Source organism: Symbioplanes lichenis (genome assembly GCF_030709675.1).
Taxonomy (GTDB): Bacteria; Actinomycetota; Actinomycetes; order Mycobacteriales; family Micromonosporaceae; genus Actinoplanes; species Actinoplanes lichenis.
In genome coordinates this window covers 534,552-551,444 of sequence record NZ_JAUZQD010000001.1, presented here as the reverse complement: position 1 = coordinate 551,444, position 16,893 = coordinate 534,552, and the positions used below count along the sequence as shown (strand labels likewise).

15 protein-coding genes are annotated in these 16,893 nt (G+C 71.4%); 8 read left to right on the top strand and 7 right to left on the bottom strand.

Annotated features, from left to right (window positions below):
- Window positions 1-13: 13 nt before the first annotated feature.
- The 4 genes from RAN62_RS02465 to RAN62_RS02450 form a co-directional block, all read right to left on the bottom strand.
- The gene (locus RAN62_RS02465) at window positions 14-904 is read right to left on the bottom strand and encodes an amino acid ABC transporter permease (protein ID WP_305782762.1); all 891 of its coding nucleotides are present in this window, start codon (window positions 902-904) and stop codon (window positions 14-16) included.
- Window positions 901-1,575 (bottom strand): amino acid ABC transporter permease, encoded by a 675-nt coding sequence (locus RAN62_RS02460; protein WP_305782761.1) that lies wholly within the window; start codon window positions 1,573-1,575, stop codon window positions 901-903. The genes RAN62_RS02465 and RAN62_RS02460 overlap by 4 nt, the downstream gene beginning before the upstream one ends.
- A 61-nt stretch (window positions 1,576-1,636) precedes the next feature.
- The gene (locus tag RAN62_RS02455; RefSeq protein WP_305782760.1) at window positions 1,637-2,494 is read right to left on the bottom strand and encodes a glutamate ABC transporter substrate-binding protein; all 858 of its coding nucleotides are present in this window, start codon (window positions 2,492-2,494) and stop codon (window positions 1,637-1,639) included.
- Window positions 2,495-2,602: 108 nt separating this feature from the next.
- Window positions 2,603-3,352 (bottom strand): amino acid ABC transporter ATP-binding protein, encoded by a 750-nt coding sequence (locus tag RAN62_RS02450; RefSeq protein WP_305782759.1) that lies wholly within the window; start codon window positions 3,350-3,352, stop codon window positions 2,603-2,605.
- A 140-nt stretch (window positions 3,353-3,492) separates the two neighbouring features.
- Here RAN62_RS02450 and RAN62_RS02445 point away from each other — a divergent pair, with 140 nt between their 5' ends.
- Both RAN62_RS02445 and miaB read left to right on the top strand, forming a co-directional pair.
- Entirely contained in the window at window positions 3,493-3,963 is a 471-nt protein-coding gene (locus tag RAN62_RS02445; RefSeq protein ID WP_305782758.1) for a hypothetical protein, read from the top strand.
- Between the two features lie 20 nt (window positions 3,964-3,983).
- Window positions 3,984-5,471 (top strand): tRNA (N6-isopentenyl adenosine(37)-C2)-methylthiotransferase MiaB, encoded by a 1,488-nt coding sequence (gene miaB / locus RAN62_RS02440; protein ID WP_305782757.1) that lies wholly within the window; start codon window positions 3,984-3,986, stop codon window positions 5,469-5,471.
- Window positions 5,472-5,521: 50 nt separating this feature from the next.
- Here the strand turns inward: miaB and RAN62_RS02435 are convergent, their stop codons facing one another.
- The gene (locus tag RAN62_RS02435; RefSeq protein WP_305782756.1) at window positions 5,522-6,730 is read right to left on the bottom strand and encodes a DUF349 domain-containing protein; all 1,209 of its coding nucleotides are present in this window, start codon (window positions 6,728-6,730) and stop codon (window positions 5,522-5,524) included.
- A gap of 164 nt (window positions 6,731-6,894) precedes the next feature.
- Between RAN62_RS02435 and miaA the strand changes: the two genes are divergently transcribed.
- The 3 genes from miaA to RAN62_RS02420 are packed head-to-tail and all read left to right on the top strand — an operon-like array spanning window position 6,895 to window position 9,457.
- A complete protein-coding gene (gene miaA / locus RAN62_RS02430) occupies window positions 6,895-7,827 on the top strand; it encodes a tRNA (adenosine(37)-N6)-dimethylallyltransferase MiaA (protein ID WP_305782755.1) in 933 nt (310 codons plus the stop codon).
- Between the two features lie 8 nt (window positions 7,828-7,835).
- On the top strand, window positions 7,836-8,669 hold the full coding sequence (dapF, locus tag RAN62_RS02425; RefSeq protein ID WP_305782754.1) for a diaminopimelate epimerase: 834 nt from the start codon (window positions 7,836-7,838) through the stop codon (window positions 8,667-8,669).
- Window positions 8,669-9,457 (top strand): glycerophosphodiester phosphodiesterase, encoded by a 789-nt coding sequence (locus RAN62_RS02420; RefSeq protein WP_305782753.1) that lies wholly within the window; start codon window positions 8,669-8,671, stop codon window positions 9,455-9,457. Before dapF ends, RAN62_RS02420 begins: the two co-directional genes overlap by 1 nt.
- Here RAN62_RS02420 and RAN62_RS02415 read toward each other — a convergent pair.
- Window positions 9,418-10,878 (bottom strand): NAD-dependent malic enzyme, encoded by a 1,461-nt coding sequence (locus RAN62_RS02415; RefSeq protein ID WP_305782752.1) that lies wholly within the window; start codon window positions 10,876-10,878, stop codon window positions 9,418-9,420. The two genes, RAN62_RS02420 and RAN62_RS02415, sit on opposite strands and share 40 nt — an antisense overlap.
- Window positions 10,879-11,002: 124 nt before the next feature.
- Here RAN62_RS02415 and hflX point away from each other — a divergent pair, with 124 nt between their 5' ends.
- Both hflX and RAN62_RS02405 read left to right on the top strand, forming a co-directional pair.
- Window positions 11,003-12,445 (top strand): GTPase HflX, encoded by a 1,443-nt coding sequence (gene hflX, locus RAN62_RS02410; protein ID WP_438874452.1) that lies wholly within the window; start codon window positions 11,003-11,005, stop codon window positions 12,443-12,445.
- A 204-nt stretch (window positions 12,446-12,649) separates the two neighbouring features.
- The gene (locus RAN62_RS02405) at window positions 12,650-14,935 is read left to right on the top strand and encodes a hypothetical protein (RefSeq protein WP_305782750.1); all 2,286 of its coding nucleotides are present in this window, start codon (window positions 12,650-12,652) and stop codon (window positions 14,933-14,935) included.
- A 420-nt stretch (window positions 14,936-15,355) separates the two neighbouring features.
- On the opposite strand, the gene lexA is transcribed toward RAN62_RS02405, so the two are convergent.
- The gene (gene lexA / locus RAN62_RS02400; RefSeq protein WP_305783046.1) at window positions 15,356-16,108 is read right to left on the bottom strand and encodes a transcriptional repressor LexA; all 753 of its coding nucleotides are present in this window, start codon (window positions 16,106-16,108) and stop codon (window positions 15,356-15,358) included.
- Between the two features lie 371 nt (window positions 16,109-16,479).
- Between lexA and RAN62_RS02395 the strand changes: the two genes are divergently transcribed.
- On the top strand, window positions 16,480-16,794 hold the full coding sequence (locus tag RAN62_RS02395; protein WP_305782749.1) for a LysM peptidoglycan-binding domain-containing protein: 315 nt from the start codon (window positions 16,480-16,482) through the stop codon (window positions 16,792-16,794).
- Window positions 16,795-16,893: the final 99 nt, after the last annotated feature.

The window sequence follows — 16,893 nt, the reverse complement described above, 5'->3', positions numbered from 1 at the left end:
CGGCCGTACGAGGTCAGCCCTGCGGCTCCACCACGGCGCCCGCGCCGGCCGGGACCGGTGTGCCGGGGGAGGCCTTGATGCGCGGCGCGCGGCCCGTCCGCCGGGTGCGCCGCTCCAGGAAGCCGGCGAAGAACGTCAGCGACGCGTTCAGCACGATGTAGATGATCGCCGCGACGATCGCCGCCGGGACCACGTTGCCGAAGTTCGCGCCGAGGGTGTTGACGCCGTTCTGGATCAGCTCGGTGTAGCCGATGATGTAGCCGAGCGCGGTGTCCTTCACGAGCACCACGAGCTGGCTCACGATCACCGGCAGCATCGCGCGCGCCGCCTGGGGGACGAGGATCTCGCGCATCACCTGGTTCTTGCGCATGCCGATCGCGTACGCGGCCTCGCTCTGGCCCCGCGGCACGGCCTTGATCCCGGCGCGGAAGGCCTCCGCCAGCACCGATCCGTTGTAGAGCGTGAGCCCGATCACGACCGCCCAGAACGGCGGCATGGGCTGCTCGGTGAGGAACGGGATGCCGAAGAAGATGAAGAAGATCATCAGCAGCAGCGGCACGGCCCGGAAGAACTCGACCACGATGCCCGACGGGATGCTCAGCCACCGGTGGTCCGACAGCCGCCCGACGGCGAAGACCACGCCGAACACCAGCGAGAGCACCATCGCGACGGCGGCTGCCTTCACCGTGCTCCACAGGCCCGGCAACACGTACGCGGTCCAGGTCTCGCTCTCGGTGAACGGCTCCCACAGCGGGCCGTCCCAGATGCCGTTCTCGTCGAACTGCCGGTAGATCCACCAGAGCAGCAGCACCAGGCCGATGCCGAACACGACGGTCAGCACCGCGTTACGGGCCTTGGCGCGGGGCCCCGGGTGGTCGTAGAGGACGCTGTCCGTGGTGCTCATCGCTTCACCGCCAGTCGGTTCGACAGCCATCCGAAGAAGTAGCCGGTGGGGATCAGGACGACGGCGAAGGTGCCGGCGAAGACCAGGAAGATCGGGATGACCGCATCACCGTTCGCGTTGATCAGGTCCTTCATGGCCGTCGAGGACTCCATGAGGCCGATCGTGCCGACGATCGTGGAGTTCTTGCAGAGGGCGATGAGGATGCTGCCCAACGGGGCGATCACCGCGCGGCCGGCCTGCGGCAGCACGATCAGGCGCAGGGTTTGCAGGAAGGACATGCCGATCGCGCGGGCCGCCTCGGCCTGGCCCACCGGCACGGTGTTGATGCCGGAGCGGATGGCCTCGCAGACGAACGCCGCGGTGTAGACCGACAGGCCGACCACGCCCAGCCAGAAGTTGTTCAGGTCGATGTCGTCGGCCAGCTCCAGCCCCAGCGCGGAGTAGAGGCCGAAGTAGCAGAAGAAGATGATCAGCGTCAGCGGCGTGTTCCGGAAGACGTTGACCCAGCCCGTGCCGAAGGCCCGCAGCACCGGTACGGGCGACACGCGCATCCCCGCGAGCAGCACACCGAGCACTCCCGAGCCGATCGCCGCCGCGACGGTCAGCTTCAGGATCCAGAGGAACCCGGTCGTGTAGGTCTCGATGTTGTCCGGATCGGTGAAGACGTCCATCGCGCTTCTCTCATGAGGAGGGCGGGACCGGCGTCCTGCCGGCCCCGCCCTGGAAACTCGGTCAGCTGCAGTTCGTCAGCTTGGTGACGTCGAGCTCCGGCGCCGCGGTGCCGCTCTTGCCGAGCGTGGCGTCCCAGGCGGCCTTGTACGAGCCGTCGGTCGCGGCCGTCTTCAGGATCTCGTTGATCTTGTTGCAGCCCTCGGTGTCGTCCTTCTTGACGCCGATGCCGTAGGGCTCGTCGCTGAACTTCTTGCCGACCACCTTGAACTTGCCCGCGTACTGGTCCTGGGCGGCGTACCCGGCGAGGATGATGTCGTCGGTCGTGACCGCGTCGACCGTGCCGTCGGCGAGCGCCTGCACGCACTTGGAGTAGGAGTCGAACTGCTGGAGCTTGGCGTCCTTGTAGTCCGTCTGGATCCGCTTGGCCGGCGTGGAGCCGGTGACCGAGCAGACCTTCTTGCCGGCCAGCGTCTCGGGGCCGGTGATCGTCGAGGCGGTCGGGACCAGCAGGTCCTGCCCGGCGATGTAGTAGGGGCCGCCGAAGTTGACGACCTTCTTGCGCTCGTCGTTGATCGTGTAGGTCGCGACGACCACGTCGACCTGGCCCTGCTGGATGAAGGGCTCGCGGTTGGCGGAGACCGTCGTCTTGTACTCGATGCCGGACTCCGGCACGCCGAGGCCCTTGGCGATGATCTTCGCGATCTCGATGTCGAAGCCGGTGTAGGCGGTGCCGGTCTGCAGGCCGAGGCCGGGCTGGTCGTTCTTGACGCCGAAGACCAGCTTCTTGTCGCTGCTCGCCTTGCCGACGATGCCCTGGGCCGAGCCGGAGCCGCTGTCGTCCCCGTCGCCGCCGCAGGCCGCCGCGGACAGGGCCAGGGCGAACGCCCCGGCGATGGCCGCCATTCGAGTGAAACGCATGGTCCTGCTCCTCCTGGTGGTGCGAATACAGCAATCAACGGAAAATCGTCTGTGGACTCTCACGGCTGTCGCCGGGTGAGATGCGGCCGGTATGCGTCCGGATACCGCTCAGTGCGTGAGGATCTTCGACAGGAAGTCCTTGGCCCGGTCGCTCCTCGGGTTGGCGAAGAACTCCTCCGGCTCGGCCTGCTCGACCAGCTGCCCGTCGGCCATGAAGACGACGCGGTTGGCGGCGTGCCGCGCGAAGCCCATCTCGTGGGTGACGACGACCATGGTCATGCCCTCGCGGGCCAGGGACGTCATCACGTCGAGGACCTCGCCGACCATCTCGGGGTCGAGCGCGCTGGTCGGCTCGTCGAAGAGCAGGGCCTTGGGCTGCATGGCCAGCGCGCGGGCGATCGCGACCCGCTGCTGCTGGCCGCCCGACAGCTGCGCCGGGAACTTCTCCGCCTGGCTGGCGATGCCGACCCGCTCGAGCAGGCCCATCGCGCGGTCCCGGACCGCCGCCGGCTTCTCCTTGCGCACCTTGACCGGGCCCAGCATCACGTTCTGCAGGATGGTCTTGTGCGCGAAGAGGTTGAACGACTGGAACACCATGCCGACCTCGCTGCGCAGCCGCGCGAGCGACTTGCCCTCGGCCGGCAGCGGCCGCCCGTCGAAGGTGATGGTGCCCGCGTCGATCGGCTCGAGGCGGTTGATCGCGCGGCACAGCGTCGACTTGCCGGAGCCCGACGGTCCGATCACGACGACCACCTCGCCGCGCGCGACGGACAGGTCGACGTCCCGCAGGACGTGCAACGGGCCGAAATGCTTGTTGACGCCTTCGAGGACGATGAGTGGCTCGCTCGTCGTCGTCACCGTCTGACCACCGTCCCGTCTGTGCCGTTCACTCGGATGGGGCCACTCTAGGGGGCCGCAAGTATCGGAACGCGCCGAGAATGGTCACGGAGGGGTAACACCGCAAGTGCGCACCGGAAGGGATGTCCACGATGAGCGGTATGGACGCTGAGCCCGCCGACGGCCTGTGGAGTTGGTGCTTCGCCGCGGAGCTGGAGGTCACGGCCGTGTGCGCCGCCGTCGCCGAGGTGCTGCGCCGGCCTGTGGCGACCCTGGGCGCCCTGGTCGACGACGCGGTTCTCTGCGACGTGTGGCACACCAGCGGTGACTTCCCGACCGAGCTGGAGTGTTTCCTCGCGCCCTCGGACGTGCCCGAAAGTGCCGTCGCGAGCGCCGTTGCCGTCCGCCTCGGCACCGACGTCCTGTTCGCGGACGACACGCTCAATCCCACCCGGTATGTCCGGGCCGGCGCGGACGGCACGCTGCGGCCGGTGCATGTCGACGAGACCGAGACCGATGACGGTACGGAACGACGCCACGCCCGCCCGTGCACAGGCAGCGACCCGGCGTGTGCCCTCGCCCCGGGCTGTTCACGATCCAGCTGGAAGCCCGAGCGACCGGCCGCCGCCTAGGGTCTACCCTTCAAATTGCTATGACTGACTTTGCTCCCGCGGCCGCCCGCACCTACGACGTGCGCACGTACGGCTGCCAGATGAACGTGCACGACAGCGAGCGCATCTCCGGCCTCATGGAGGACGCGGGCTACATCCGCGCCGCCGACGCCGACGCGGCCGACGTCGTGGTCTTCAACACGTGCGCGGTCCGGGAGAACGCCGACAACCGCCTCTACGGCAACCTCGGCCACCTGCGCCCCACCAAGCTCAAGAACCCGGGCATGCAGATCGCCGTGGGCGGCTGCCTGGCGCAGAAGGACCGCGGCGACATCGTCAAGAAGGCGCCGTGGGTCGACGTGGTCTTCGGCACGCACAACATCGGGTCCTTGCCGGCGCTGCTCGAGCGGGCCCGGCACAACCAGGAGGCCGAGGTCGAGATCCTCGAGAGCCTCGAGGTGTTCCCGTCGACGCTGCCCACCAAGCGCGAGTCCACGTACGCGGGCTGGGTCTCGATCTCCGTGGGCTGCAACAACACCTGCACCTTCTGCATCGTTCCGTCGCTGCGCGGCAAGGAGAAGGACCGCCGCCCGGGCGAGATCCTCGCCGAGGTCGAGGCGCTCGCCGCCCAGGGCGTGCTCGAGGTCACCCTCCTCGGGCAGAACGTCAACTCCTACGGCGTCGAGTTCGGCGACCGGCTCGCCTTCGGCAAGCTGCTGCGCGCCACCGGCACGATCGAGGGCCTCGAGCGGGTGCGCTTCACCAGCCCGCACCCCAAGGACTTCACCGACGACGTGATCGCCGCCATGGCCGAGACGCCCAACGTCTGCCACTCGCTGCACATGCCGCTGCAGTCCGGCTCCGACCGCGTGCTCAAGGCGATGCGCCGCAGCTACCGCTCGGAGAAGTACCTCGGCATCATCGACAAGGTCCGCGCCGCGATGCCCGACGCCGCGATCACCACCGACATCATCGTCGGCTTCCCCGGCGAGACCGAGGAAGACTTCGAGCAGACCCTCGAGGTCGTCCGCCGCGCCCGCTTCTCCAGCGCCTTCACGTTCCAATACTCCAAGCGCCCCGGCACCCCCGCCGCGACCATGGACGAGCAGCTGCCCAAGCAGGTCGTCCAGGAGCGCTACGAGCGGCTGATCGCCCTCCTCGAGGAGATCAGCTGGGCGGAGAACAAGCGCCTGGTCGGCGAGCGGGTCGAGGTCCTGGTCGCGGTGGGCGAGGGCCGCAAGGACGAGCGCACGGGCCGCCTGAGCGGCCGCGCCCGCGACGGCCGCCTGGTCCACTTCGCCGTCGGCGACACCGCCCCACGTCCCGGCGACATCATCGAGACCACCATCACGTACGCCGCCCCGCACCACCTCAACGCCGACGGCGCCCCGCTCTCCCACCGCCGCACCCGCGCGGGCGACGCCTGGGAAGCCGGCCACACCCCGAAATTCCCCGGCGTCTCCCTGGGCCTCCCCACCATCGGCGTCCCGGCCCCCCTCCCGGCCGCCGACGGCTGCGGCATCGGCTGACCGCACGAAAAAGGGCCCCCACGAGGGGGCCCTTCATCGTCTGACCGGTGTCAGTGCGCCTGCTCGGCCAGCGCCAGGAACTGCCTCTTCGTGGCGAGCGCCTGCTCGGCCTCCTTGATGCGGCGCTTGTCGCCGGCGGCCTGGGCGCGGGCCAGCTTCTCCTCGGCCTCGGCGACCTGGTCGCGCATCTGGCGCAGGAGCGGGTTGTCCTCCGGCGCGGTCTTGCGCCACGCGGAGTCCATCGCGACGCGGATGCGCTCCTCGGCGGCCCGCCAGCGGCGGTCCAGGGAAGCGGCCGACTCGCGGGGCACGCGGCCGGCGTCGTGCCAGGCGGCCTGGAGGTCGCGGAGCTTGTTCTGGGCGCCGCGCGGGTCGGCGTCGACGTCGAGCGCCTCGACCTCGGCCAGGACGGCCTGCTTCTTCTCGAGGTTGCCCTTGTACTCCGCGTCGCGGGCCGAGAAGACCTCGCTGCGGCGGGTGAAGAAGGCGTCCTGGGCGGCCCGGAAGCGTTCCCAGAGGCGCTGCTCGGCCTCCTTGGCCGCGCGGGGCGCCGCCTTCCACTCGGTCATGAGGTCCTTGAGCCGGGTGGCCGTGGGGCCCCACTCGCTGGACGTGGAGAGCGTCTCCGCCTCCTTGACCAGCTCCTCCTTGGCGGTCTGCGCCTGTTTGCGCTGACCGTCGAGGGTGGCGAAGTGCGCGCCGCGGCGGCGGGTGAAGCCGTCACGGGCGGCGGCGAAGCGCTTCCACAGCTCGCCGTCGGTCTTCTTGTCGACGCCGCGGATCGTCTTCCACTCGTCGAGGATCTCCTTGAGCCGGTCGCCCGCGCTCTTCCAGCCGGTCGCCTCGGCGGCGATCGTCTCGGCCTCCTCGACCAGCGCCGTCTTGCGGGCCAGGGCCTCGGTGCGGGCCAGCTCGCGGGCGGCCTTGGCCTCGTCCGCCTTGGCGTCGGCGAGCGTGGTCAGCGCGTCGAGCCGGGCGGCGAGCCCGTCGATGTCGCCGACCACGTGGGCCTCGTCGAGCGTCGTCCGCAGCCGTTTGACACTGCTCAGCGAGTGCGCCGCGTCGGCGGCGCCGGACTTCAGCCGGGCCTCCACCAGGTCCACCTCGGTGACCAGGTCGGCGAAGCGCCGCGCGAAGTGAGCCAGGCCCTCCTCCGGCGTGCCCGCCTGCCAGGAGCCGACGACCTTGTCGCCCTCGGCTGTCTTGACGTAGACGGTGCCGTCGGCGTCCACGCGCCCGAAGGTCGTCCAGTCGTTCATGAGCCCATCCTCGTCTTCCCGGTGTCTCGGGCTCCGTCGCCCGTACGCACCGCCATGGCGCAGTCGAATGCCATCATTCCATCGGCATTCTTTCTCGCGCATTGTCACAGGTCCAACCCGGTCAGGGGGAAGCCGCGGAAGATGACCGTGACCAGCCCGTTACGGTGGCTTGCGTGCCATTGCTCCCTTCTCCCGGCGTCGTCGCCGTCGTCGGCCCCACCGCGGCGGGCAAGACCGCCCTCAGTCTCGCCCTGGCCGAGGCCCTGGGCGGCGAGGTCGTGAACGCCGACTCCATGCAGCTCTACCGCGGGATGGACATCGGCACCGCCAAGCTGCCGCTCGACGAGCGCGCGGGCGTTCCGCACCACGTCCTCGACATCTGGGACGTGACCGAGCCCGCCAGTGTGGCCGAGTACCAGCGGGTCGCGCGGGCCGCCGTCGACGAGATCCTGGCGCGGGGGCGCGTACCCCTGCTGGTGGGGGGTTCGGGGTTGTACGTCCGGGCAGTGCTCGAGGAATTCGAGTTTCCCGGCACGGATCCCGCCATCCGGGAACGGCTCGAGGCGGAACTGGCGGTCGCCGGCGCGGAGACGATGCACGAGCGCCTGCGCACCCACGATCCGGAGGCCGCCGCGAAGATCCTGCCGACGAACGGACGGCGGATCGTGCGCGCGCTGGAGGTGATCGAGATGACGGGCGCCACGTTCACCGCGCACCTGCCCGCGCCGACGCCGCACTATCCCTCCGTACAGATCGGGGTGGACCGGGACACGACGGACCTGGACGCGCGCATCGCTCAGCGGGTGGACCTCATGTGGGCGCAGGGTCTGCTCGACGAGGTGCGTGAGCTGGACAAAGCCGGTCTGCGGGAGGGACGCACGGCGAGCCGGGCGCTGGGCTATCAGCAGGCGCTCGCGCAGATCGACGGAAACATGACAGAAGCCGAGGCCAAGGACGACACCGTACGCGGCACCCGCCGGTTCGTCCGCCGCCAGCGCTCGTGGTTCCGCCGCGATCCGCGCGTCGTCTGGCTCGACGCCGCAGGCCCCGACGTTGTCCACAGGGCGTTGGCGGCCGTTCGCGCCGCTGGGGAATGATGGACCGCGTGTTGTTCACCAAGGGCCATGGCACCGGCAACGACTTCGTCATCCTCCCCGACCCCGACGGCGCGCTCGAGCTGACTCCGGAGCTCGTCGCGGCGCTCTGCGACCGGCACCGCGGCATCGGCGCCGACGGCGTGCTCCGCGTCGTGCGCAGCGCCAAGCACCCCGAGGGGGCCGGCTTCGCGGCCGAGGCCGAGTGGTTCATGGACTACTGGAACGCGGACGGGTCGCTCGCCGAGATGTGCGGCAACGGCGTGCGCGTCTTCACGCGCTATCTGGTGACCCACGAGCTGGCGTCCTTCGGCCCCGGCGGCCTGCCGATCGCCACGCGGTCCGGCGTCGTGGTCGCGGTCGCCGACGGCGACCTCATCTCCGTGCACATGCGCACCCCTGAGGTGTACGCGGCCGGCACCGCGACCGTGGGCCCGCTGACCCTGCCCGGCATCGCCGTCAACTGCGGCAACCCGCATCTCGTCGCCGCCCTGCACGACGGGGTGCGCCTCGACTCCCTCGATCTGCACCTGGCGCCCGGCTTCGACCCGGTCGTCTTCCCCGAGGGGGTCAACGTCGAGTTCACCACCCCGGGTGACGCCGTGGCGGGCGCCGACCTGCACGTGCACATGCGGGTCTACGAGCGGGGCTCCGCCGAGACCCTGTCCTGTGGCTCCGGCGCCCTCGCGGTCGGTGCCGTGGCGCTGCGCAACGCCGGGCTCCCGACCGGCCGCGTCGCCGTCGACGTGCCCGGCGGCCGGCTGCTCGTGACCGCCGACGCCGAGGGGCGGTGGTGGCTGGCGGGGCCCGCGGTGCTCGTGGCGACCGGGGAGGTCACCCTCTGATGCCGCTCGATCGCCAGCCGGCCGGTGACACCGCGCACCGACCGGCGCTGCACCGCGTGGCACATCGCGGCTACTCGGCCGTGGCGCCCGAAAATACGCTGCCCGCCCTGACCGCGGGAGTGCTCGCCGGGGCGACGTTCATCGAGTTCGACGTGCGGACGACCGCGGACGGCGTCCCCGTGGTCATCCACGACCGCACCGTCGACCGCACCACCGACGGCTCGGGCAAGGTGTGGGAGCTGACGTCGGAGGAGATCGCCGCCCTCGACGCGGGGGCGTGGTTCTCCGCGTCCTACGCGGGTGTCGGCGTGCCGCGGCTGACCGACGTCCTCGACGCCCTCGCACCCGCCGAGGCGGAGCTGCTCCTGGAGATCAAGCCGCCCGCGACGCTGGACGAGGTCAAGAACATCCTGGGCCTGGTCGCCGACGCGGGCCTGATCGAGCGCACGGTCGTGCAGAGCTTCGATCCCGAGGTCGTGCGGCTGGTGCCTCCGGACGTGCGTCGCGGGCTGCTGCGCGACAAGTTCGACACTTCACAGCTCGAGGTCGCTCGGGAACTCGGCGTCAGTTACGTCAACCCGTCGATGAACGCGGTCCTGGGCTCGCCGTCCACCGTCGCGGCGTTGAACGACGCGGGCGTGCGGGTCATGCCGTGGACCGCGAACGACATGACCCTCTGGCCCGACCTGATCAGCGCCGGTGTGGCCGGTTTGATCACCGACCGCACCGGCGAGCTGACCGGGTGGGCTCAGAACGTCTCGGCGGGAGCCTCCGCGAGCTCCGCCTGAGGCGCGGCGGCCTCGTTGTGCGGCGCCGGGGTGCCCTTGACGGTCGCGCGGATCGCCGCGGCCACCGCCGGGGTCACCCGGGCGTCGAACACGCTCGGGATGATGACGGTCGGGTTGATCTTGTCCTCGCCGACCACGTTCGCGATGGCCATGGCGGCCGCGAGCGCCATCTCCTCGGTGAACTCCTCGGCGCTCACGTCGAGCATGCCGCGGAAGACGCCGGGGAAGGCCAGCACGTTGTTGATCTGGTTCGGCTGGTCGGAGCGGCCCGTGGCGACCACCGCGGCGTGCTTGCGGGCCTCCCGCGGGTCGACCTCCGGGTCGGGGTTGGCCAGCGCGAAGACGATCGACTTCTCGGCCATCCGCGCGATGTCGTCGCCGGTGAGCAGGTTCGGGGCGCTCACGCCGATGAAGACGTCCGCGCCCACGATCGCGCCCGGCAGGTCGCCCGAGTAGTTGTCGCGGTTCGTGTTCTCGGCCAGCCACTGCCAGGTGTCGTTGAGGTCGTCCATCCCGCGGTGCAGGGCGCCCTTCCGGTCGTACGCGATGATGTCGCCCACGCCCTGGCGCAGCAGCAGCTTCATGATCGCGGTGCCGGCCGCCCCCGCCCCGGAGACGACCACCTTGACGTCGGCGAGGTTCTTGCCGACCACGCGCAGGGCGTTCGTCAGGGCGGCGAGCACACAGATGGCCGTACCGTGCTGGTCGTCGTGGAAGACCGGGATGTCCAGCAGCTCGCGCAGCCGCGTCTCGATCTCGAAGCACCGCGGCGCGGCGATGTCCTCGAGGTTGATGCCGCCGTAGGCGGGCGCGATCGCCCGGACGATGTTGACGATCTCGTCGGTGTCCTGCGTGTCGAGCACCACCGGCCACGCGTCCACGCCGCCGAACCGCTTGAACAGCGCCGCCTTGCCCTCCATGACCGGCATCGCGGCGGCCGGGCCGATGTTGCCCAGGCCCAGGACGGCCGAGCCGTCGCTGACCACGGCGACCGTGTTGCGCTTGATGGTGAGGCGGCGGGCGTCGGCCGGGTTCTCCGCGATCGCCATGCAGACGCGGGCGACACCCGGCGTGTACGCCCGGGAGAGCTCGTCACGGTTGCGCAGGGCGACCTTCGAGGAGACCTCGATCTTGCCGCCGAGGTGCAGCAGGAAGGTCCGGTCGGAGACCTTGCGGACGTCGACGCCGTCCTGCTCCTCCAGGCTCTTGACGACCTGGTCGGCGTGGCTCGAGTCGGCGGTGTCGCACGTGAGGTCGACGAGCACGCGGCCCGGGTCGGAGTCCACCACGTCGAGGGCCGTCACGATCGCGCCGGCCTCGCCGACGCAGGTGGTGAGCCGGCCGATCGCGGACGCGTCGGCGGTCACAGCGATACGGATCGTGATCGAGAATCCTGCGCTGGGCAGGCGGGTGGTCACCACGGGAGTCCCTCCGTCGTTGGCGGGTGAATCCTCGCATTCTCGCCCCTGGCGGAATGTCGCATCCAGCGCGGTGGTTACTGAAGAGTCAAGCACTCAATCGAGAACGCTCGGCCCGCTTTTATGGATGCGCCCGGGAGCCCGGCGTGCCACCATCGGGCTGAGGAGGTCACTTTTGCGAACTGAGCTTTTCGAACCCGACGTAACGACAGGTGAGCTGGAGCTCGAGGAACGGCACTCGCTGCGGCGCGTGGCCGGGCTCTCGACCGAGCTCACGGACATCACCGAGGTCGAGTACAGGCAGCTGCGGCTCGAGCGCGTCGTCCTGGTCGGCGTCTGGACCGAGGGCAGCGTGGCCGAGGCGGAGAACTCGCTCAGCGAGCTCGCCCAGCTGGCCGAGACCGCCGGCTCCCAGGTGCTCGAGGGCCTCATCCAGCGCCGCTCGCGGCCCGACTCCGCCACCTTCATCGGCCGGGGCAAGGTCGAGGAGCTGCGTGACGTGGTCCTCTCGACCGGCGCCGACACCGTGATCTGCGACGGCGAGCTGTCGCCGTCCCAGCTGCGCAACCTCGAGCAGCAGACGAAGGTCAAGGTCGTCGACCGCACGGCGCTGATCCTCGACATCTTCGCCCAGCACGCGAAGAGCAAGGAAGGCAAGGCCCAGGTCGAGCTGGCCCAGCTGCAGTACCTGCTCCCGCGACTCCGCGGCTGGGGTGAGTCGCTGTCCCGCCAGGGCGGTGGCGCCGGCGGCGGGGCGGGCGGCGGCGTGGGCACGCGTGGTCCCGGTGAGACCAAGCTGGAGACCGACCGGCGCCGGATCAACCACCGCATCGCCAAGCTGCGGCGCGAGATCAAGGCCATGCGGACCGTACGCCAGACCAAGCGCTCGCGGCGGCAGACCAACGGGGTCCCCGCCGTGGCCATCGCGGGCTACACCAACGCCGGCAAGTCGAGCCTGCTCAACCGGCTGACCCAGGCGGGCGTGCTGGTCGAGGACGCGCTCTTCGCCACCCTCGACCCGACCACCCGCCGGACGGCCGCCGAGGACGGGCGCGTGTTCACGCTCTCCGACACGGTCGGGTTCGTGCGGCACCTGCCCCACCAGATCGTCGAGGCTTTCCGGTCGACGCTGGAGGAGGTCGCGTACGCGGACCTGGTCGTCCACGTGCTCGACGGCTCGCACCCCGATCCCGAGGGTCAGGTGTCGGCCGTGCGCGAGGTGCTCGGCGAGGTGGGTGCCGACCGCATCCCCGAGCTGCTCGTGGTCAACAAGGTCGACGCGGCCGACGAGGAGACGCTGCTGCGCCTCAAGCGGACCTGGCCGGACGCTGTCTTCGTGTCGGCGCACTCGGGTCAGGGCATCGCCGGGCTGCACGCGGCGATCGCCGAGCGGCTGCCGCGGCCGGCGGTGGACCTGCGGGTGCTGCTGCCGTACGACCGGGGTGACCTGGTGGCCCGGATCCACCGGCGGGGTCAGGTGCTCGACACCCGGCACACCGAGGTCGGGACCGAGCTGCGGGTCCGGATCGACGAGGCGCTGGCCGCCGATCTGGAGAACTACCGGATCTGAGCGGCCGCTGCCGTGGATCCTCGCGGCGGCGTCGGCTCCACTGTGGATATGAGGGCTACTGTGCGTTTCGCTGACACGCGCGCTATGTGACATCGACTCGCACAGTGGCCGCTTCCACCCGTTCCGTGCCTGCGTGGGCGCCGTTCCGCCAGCCTTGATCCACGCGTAACACCGATACTCGGCAGCGCATGCGACACTGATCGGATGCGGCGTCTCGTGTTCCCGATCATCGTGGCCTCCGGCCTCGTGATCGTGGGTGCCGGCCCCGCCTCCGCCGAGGACGCGTCCACGACGTCCACGGCGAAGGCAGCGGCCGGCAAGAAGGTGTGCAAGGTCACTGATCCGCTGCTCAACGAGCTGTCCGGGATCGTCGCGACCGACGACGGCTACATCGCCGTCAACGACAGCTCGCAGTCTGACGAGAAGAAGAAGATCTTCCTGCTCAGCAGCAAGTGCGCGATCAAGGACTCGGTCTCCTTCAGCGGTGACGGGCCCGGGGACACCGAGGACATGGTCCTGTCCCCGGACGGCGAGACCCTGTGGATCGCCGACACCGGCGACAACGCCATCCGCAACGACGAGCTCGAGCCGCGCCCCACGATCGCCCTGTGGAGCATGCCGGCCGACCTCTCCGCCAAGCCCAAGATCCACCGTCTGGCCTACCCGTCGGGCGACAAGCACGACGCCGAGACGCTGCTCCTCGACGGCGACGGCAAGCCGCTCATCATCACCAAGGAAGTCTCCGGCGCGGCCCAGATCTACAAGCCGACCGCCGCCCTCAAGACGAACAACAAGGAGGGCGTCCCGCTCGCGAAGGTCGGGTCGGTCGAGCTCCCGCGCACGGACACCGCCGGCACCCCGTTCGCCAAGCTCGCCCAGAGCGTCGCCACGGGCGGCGCGATCGCCCCCGGCGGCGGCAAGGTGGTCATCCGGTCCTACCTCGCCGCGTACGAGTGGGACGTCAAGGGCGGCGACGTCGTGGCCTCCCTCAAAAGCAAGCCGCGCGCGACCGGGCTCCCCAACGAGCCCTTCGGCGAGGCGATCTCCTACACGCCCGACGGCAAGAACTTCGTCACGGTCTCCGACCTGGGCAGCTTCACCAGCGACCCGCCGGACAACTACATCCTCCGCTACACCCCGGCCACCGAGGTCGTGAAGGCCGCGGCGGACAAGGGCGGCACGGGCGGCGGCGACGGCAAGAGCTGGTACTCCGACCTCACCCTCTCCGACATCACCTGGCTCGTCGCCGGCGTCGGCATCATCGGCCTCCTGCTGGTGGGCGCGGGCGTGCTCGGCATCGTCCGGCACCGCAAGAAGCACCCGGCCGAGGCGCCGTCCGCCCTCAAGGAAGCCGACGACGACCTCCTGGGCAGCCCGAAGCCGGCCGACGCCGCGACCGAGCTGCTGACCGTGGGCGGGCCGCCCGCCGGCACGTACGGCGCGGCGGCCTCCGGCCCGGTCTACGGCGCGAAGCAACAGGGCAAGGGCGTCTACGGCGGCGGACCCGGTGGCGGGCCCGCGGCCGGTGGCCCCGGGTCCGGTGGTCCGGGCGGGCGTCCGGGCGCTGCTCAGCCGGGTCGTCCGGCGGGTGCTGCTCAGCCGGGTCGTCCGGCGGGCGCCGCTCCGGCTGGTCGTCCCGGTGGCGCGGCTGCCGGCGCTGCTCAGCCGGGCCGTCCGGGTGGGGCGCAGTCCGGCCGTCCGGGTGGGGCCGCGGGTGCCGCCCGTCCTGCCGGGCCGGGCGGTGCTGCGCAAGGCGGTCGTCCCGGTGGGGGAGCCGCTCCGGTTCGCCCGGGTGGCGGGGCCGGTCAGCCCGGTCGTCCCGCCGGCGGTCCGCAGGGTCGTCCCGGCGGCGGTCCTCAGGGGCGCCCGGGTGGTGGCTCGGGCGGCGGTCAGCAGGGTCGTCCCGCCGGTGGTCCGGGCGGTGGTCCTCAGGGCCGTCCCGCCGGTGGCCCCGGTGGTGCCGGCGGTGGCCAGCAGGGTCGTCCGGCTGGTGGCGCGGGTGGCGGCCAGCAGGGCCGTCCGGCCGGTGGTCCTCAGGGTCGTCCCGGTGGTGGTCAGCAGGGTCGTCCGCAGGGTGGGCAGGGCCGGCCCGACGGCGGGCAGCAAGGTCGTCCCGCCGGGGGTCAGCAGGGTCGGCCCGCCGGTGGCCAGCCCGGTCGTCCCGCCGGTGGTCAGCAAGGTCGCCCGGCCGGCGGTCAGCAGCCCGGGCAGGGTGGTGGCCAGCCCGGCCGTGGCGCCGCGACTCCGCCGCCCAGCCGGGGTGGTCAGCAGCCCGGCGGCCGCCAGCCCCGCCCGGGAGGCGGCGTCTACGGCGGCAACCCGCAGGGCGGCGGCGGTGGTCGTCAGGCGTCCGGCTCGGCTCGCCCGTCCGGCTTCGTCGGCGGCGGCCCGGCCGGCGGCGGCCCGGCCGGGAACGGCCAGCGTCCCGGGCCGGCCAACCCGCCCCGCCGCCCCGGCGACGACCCGAACCAGGGCCGCAACCCTCGCTGACCTCCCGGTCCGCTTCCGTCGGCTCGCTCGTCACGTTCCGCCGGTCCGCTCGCCGCGATCCGCTTTTGCTGGTCCGCTCGCCGCGGTCTGCGTTCGCCGGTCCGCTCGCCGCGGTCTGCGTTCGCCGGTCCGCTCGCCGCGGTCTGCGTTCGCCGGTCCGCTCGCCGCGATCCGCGTCCGTCGGCCCGCTCGTCAGGATCCGCTTCTCCCGGATCGTGACCGGCTCCGCTCCAGACGCGTTGGGCGCTGCTTCTCCAGCAGCGCCCAACGTCATGTCCGGTCACCTTGGTCTACGCCTGCGGTGCATCCGGCCACCCCGGCCTTCGCTGCCGTGGTGGGGTCGCACCTGGCGGAGGGACACCGTGTGACGAAGGGCCCCTGGTGCGAAAGGGCGTTGCGGAGGGGCCCCGTGGTGAGGGGTCAGACGCGGCGGAGGACGGCGACCACGCGGCCCATGACGACGGCGTCGTCGCCGGGGATGGGGTCGAAGGCGGGGTTGGCCGGCATCAGCCAGACGTGGCCGTCGCGCTGGCGGTAGCTCTTGACCGTGGCCTCGCCGTCGATCATGGCGGCCACGATGTCGCCGACGTTGGCGGTGGGCTGCTGGCGGACGACGACCCAGTCGCCGTTGCAGATGGCGGCGTCGATCATCGAGTCGCCCTTGACCTCGAGCATGAAGACCTCGCCCTCGCCCACGAGCTCGCGGGGCAGCGGGAAGAACTCCTCGACGGCCTGCTCGGCGAGGATCGGGCCACCGGCGGCGATCCGGCCGACCAGCGGCACGTAGGCCGGGGCGGGCCGGGCCGAGCGCAGTGCCTCGTCGTCGACCAGGTCGCTGGGGGAGCGGACGTCTACCGCGCGCGGACGGTTGGGGTCGCGGCGGAGGAAGCCCTTCTTCTCCAGCTCCTTCAGCTGGTAGGCCACGCTGGACGGCGAGACGAGCCCGACGGCCTCGCCGATCTCGCGGACGCTCGGCGGGTAGCCGTAGCGCTCCACCCAGTCCTTGATGAACTCCAGGATGCGCCGCTGCCGGGCGGTCAGGTCGGCGCTGACGAGGTCGGGGAACTGGCTGACCACCGGGGTGACCGAGCGCAGCTGCGGCGCGTCGGCGCTGCGCGCCCGGGCGGGGGTGCGCCGGCGCACGGCCGCCTTGGCCCCGGCGGCTTCCGTCATGGCGTCCTGCTGTTGCCGGCTCGTCCGATCGTCGGTCGACACGTCGCGGCCCTTCCTGTCGGCCAGTGCCCATGGGCACGTGGTGCTCTCGCGGAGCCGGACAGTGGCCGTGGGGATGACGCAATGCCCGGCTGACCCCTCTTGGCGAGGATCTCCAGCGCGATCCGGACCCACGCGATGGTCCTGGACGGCCCGGAAACCCTCGTGCACGACCGTATAGGCGCGGTGCGACATTTTCAAACATCTGTACGACTTTCCTGCGGCGTGTCGCTCGGAAGTGCTCGACTTCCGTACGCCTGTTCTGATAGACCATCGGACAGGCGTTCGATCGAACGCGTGTCCTATCCGCAGTCCCGGAGAAGGTGAATGCCGTGGTAGCCACCGGTGTGCGTCCCCGGCCCGCCCCGTTGCGGCTGACCCGGCGCGGCCGCGTCGTCCTCCTGAGCCTCTTCCTCGCGGCTTGGTGCTCGGCCAGTGCCGTGTTGTGGGCCACTGCCTCCCGGGCCGACGAGGTGCCCCGCCCCGGCCCGTCGGTCGTGGTGCACGAGGGCGACTCGCTGTGGTCCATCGCCGAGCGGGTGGCGCCCGGCCGCCCCGCGAGCGAGGTCGTGTCCGACATCGAGCGGCTCAACGGACTGAGTGACCCGCTCCTGCGGCCCGGCCAGAGCCTCGTCCTCCCCGGTTGATGAGCGCCCGCCAATCCCTGTTGCCCCGCCGCGCCCCGCCCCGTCGCGCCCGGCCCCGCCTGGTCGCGCCCCGCCCCGCCCCGTCGCGCCCGGCCCCGC

Bases quoted from the DNA above. Each gene is read 5' to 3' on its own strand.
- RAN62_RS02420 (WP_305782753.1), top strand. From the start codon at position 8,669: ATGCCGCTCGATCGCCAGCCGGCCGGTGACACCGCGCACCGACCGGCG.
- RAN62_RS02445 (WP_305782758.1), top strand. From the start codon at position 3,493: ATGGACGCTGAGCCCGCCGACGGCCTGTGGAGTTGGTGCTTCGCCGCG.
- miaB (WP_305782757.1), top strand. From the start codon at position 3,984: ATGACTGACTTTGCTCCCGCGGCCGCCCGCACCTACGACGTGCGCACG.
- RAN62_RS02465 (WP_305782762.1), bottom strand. From the start codon at position 904: ATGAGCACCACGGACAGCGTCCTCTACGACCACCCGGGGCCCCGCGCC.
- hflX (WP_438874452.1), top strand. From the start codon at position 11,003: ATGCGCCCGGGAGCCCGGCGTGCCACCATCGGGCTGAGGAGGTCACTT.
- lexA (WP_305783046.1), bottom strand. From the start codon at position 16,108: ATGACGGAAGCCGCCGGGGCCAAGGCGGCCGTGCGCCGGCGCACCCCC.
- RAN62_RS02435 (WP_305782756.1), bottom strand. From the start codon at position 6,730: ATGAACGACTGGACGACCTTCGGGCGCGTGGACGCCGACGGCACCGTC.
- RAN62_RS02455 (WP_305782760.1), bottom strand. From the start codon at position 2,494: ATGCGTTTCACTCGAATGGCGGCCATCGCCGGGGCGTTCGCCCTGGCC.
- RAN62_RS02460 (WP_305782761.1), bottom strand. From the start codon at position 1,575: ATGGACGTCTTCACCGATCCGGACAACATCGAGACCTACACGACCGGG.
- RAN62_RS02405 (WP_305782750.1), top strand. From the start codon at position 12,650: ATGCGGCGTCTCGTGTTCCCGATCATCGTGGCCTCCGGCCTCGTGATC.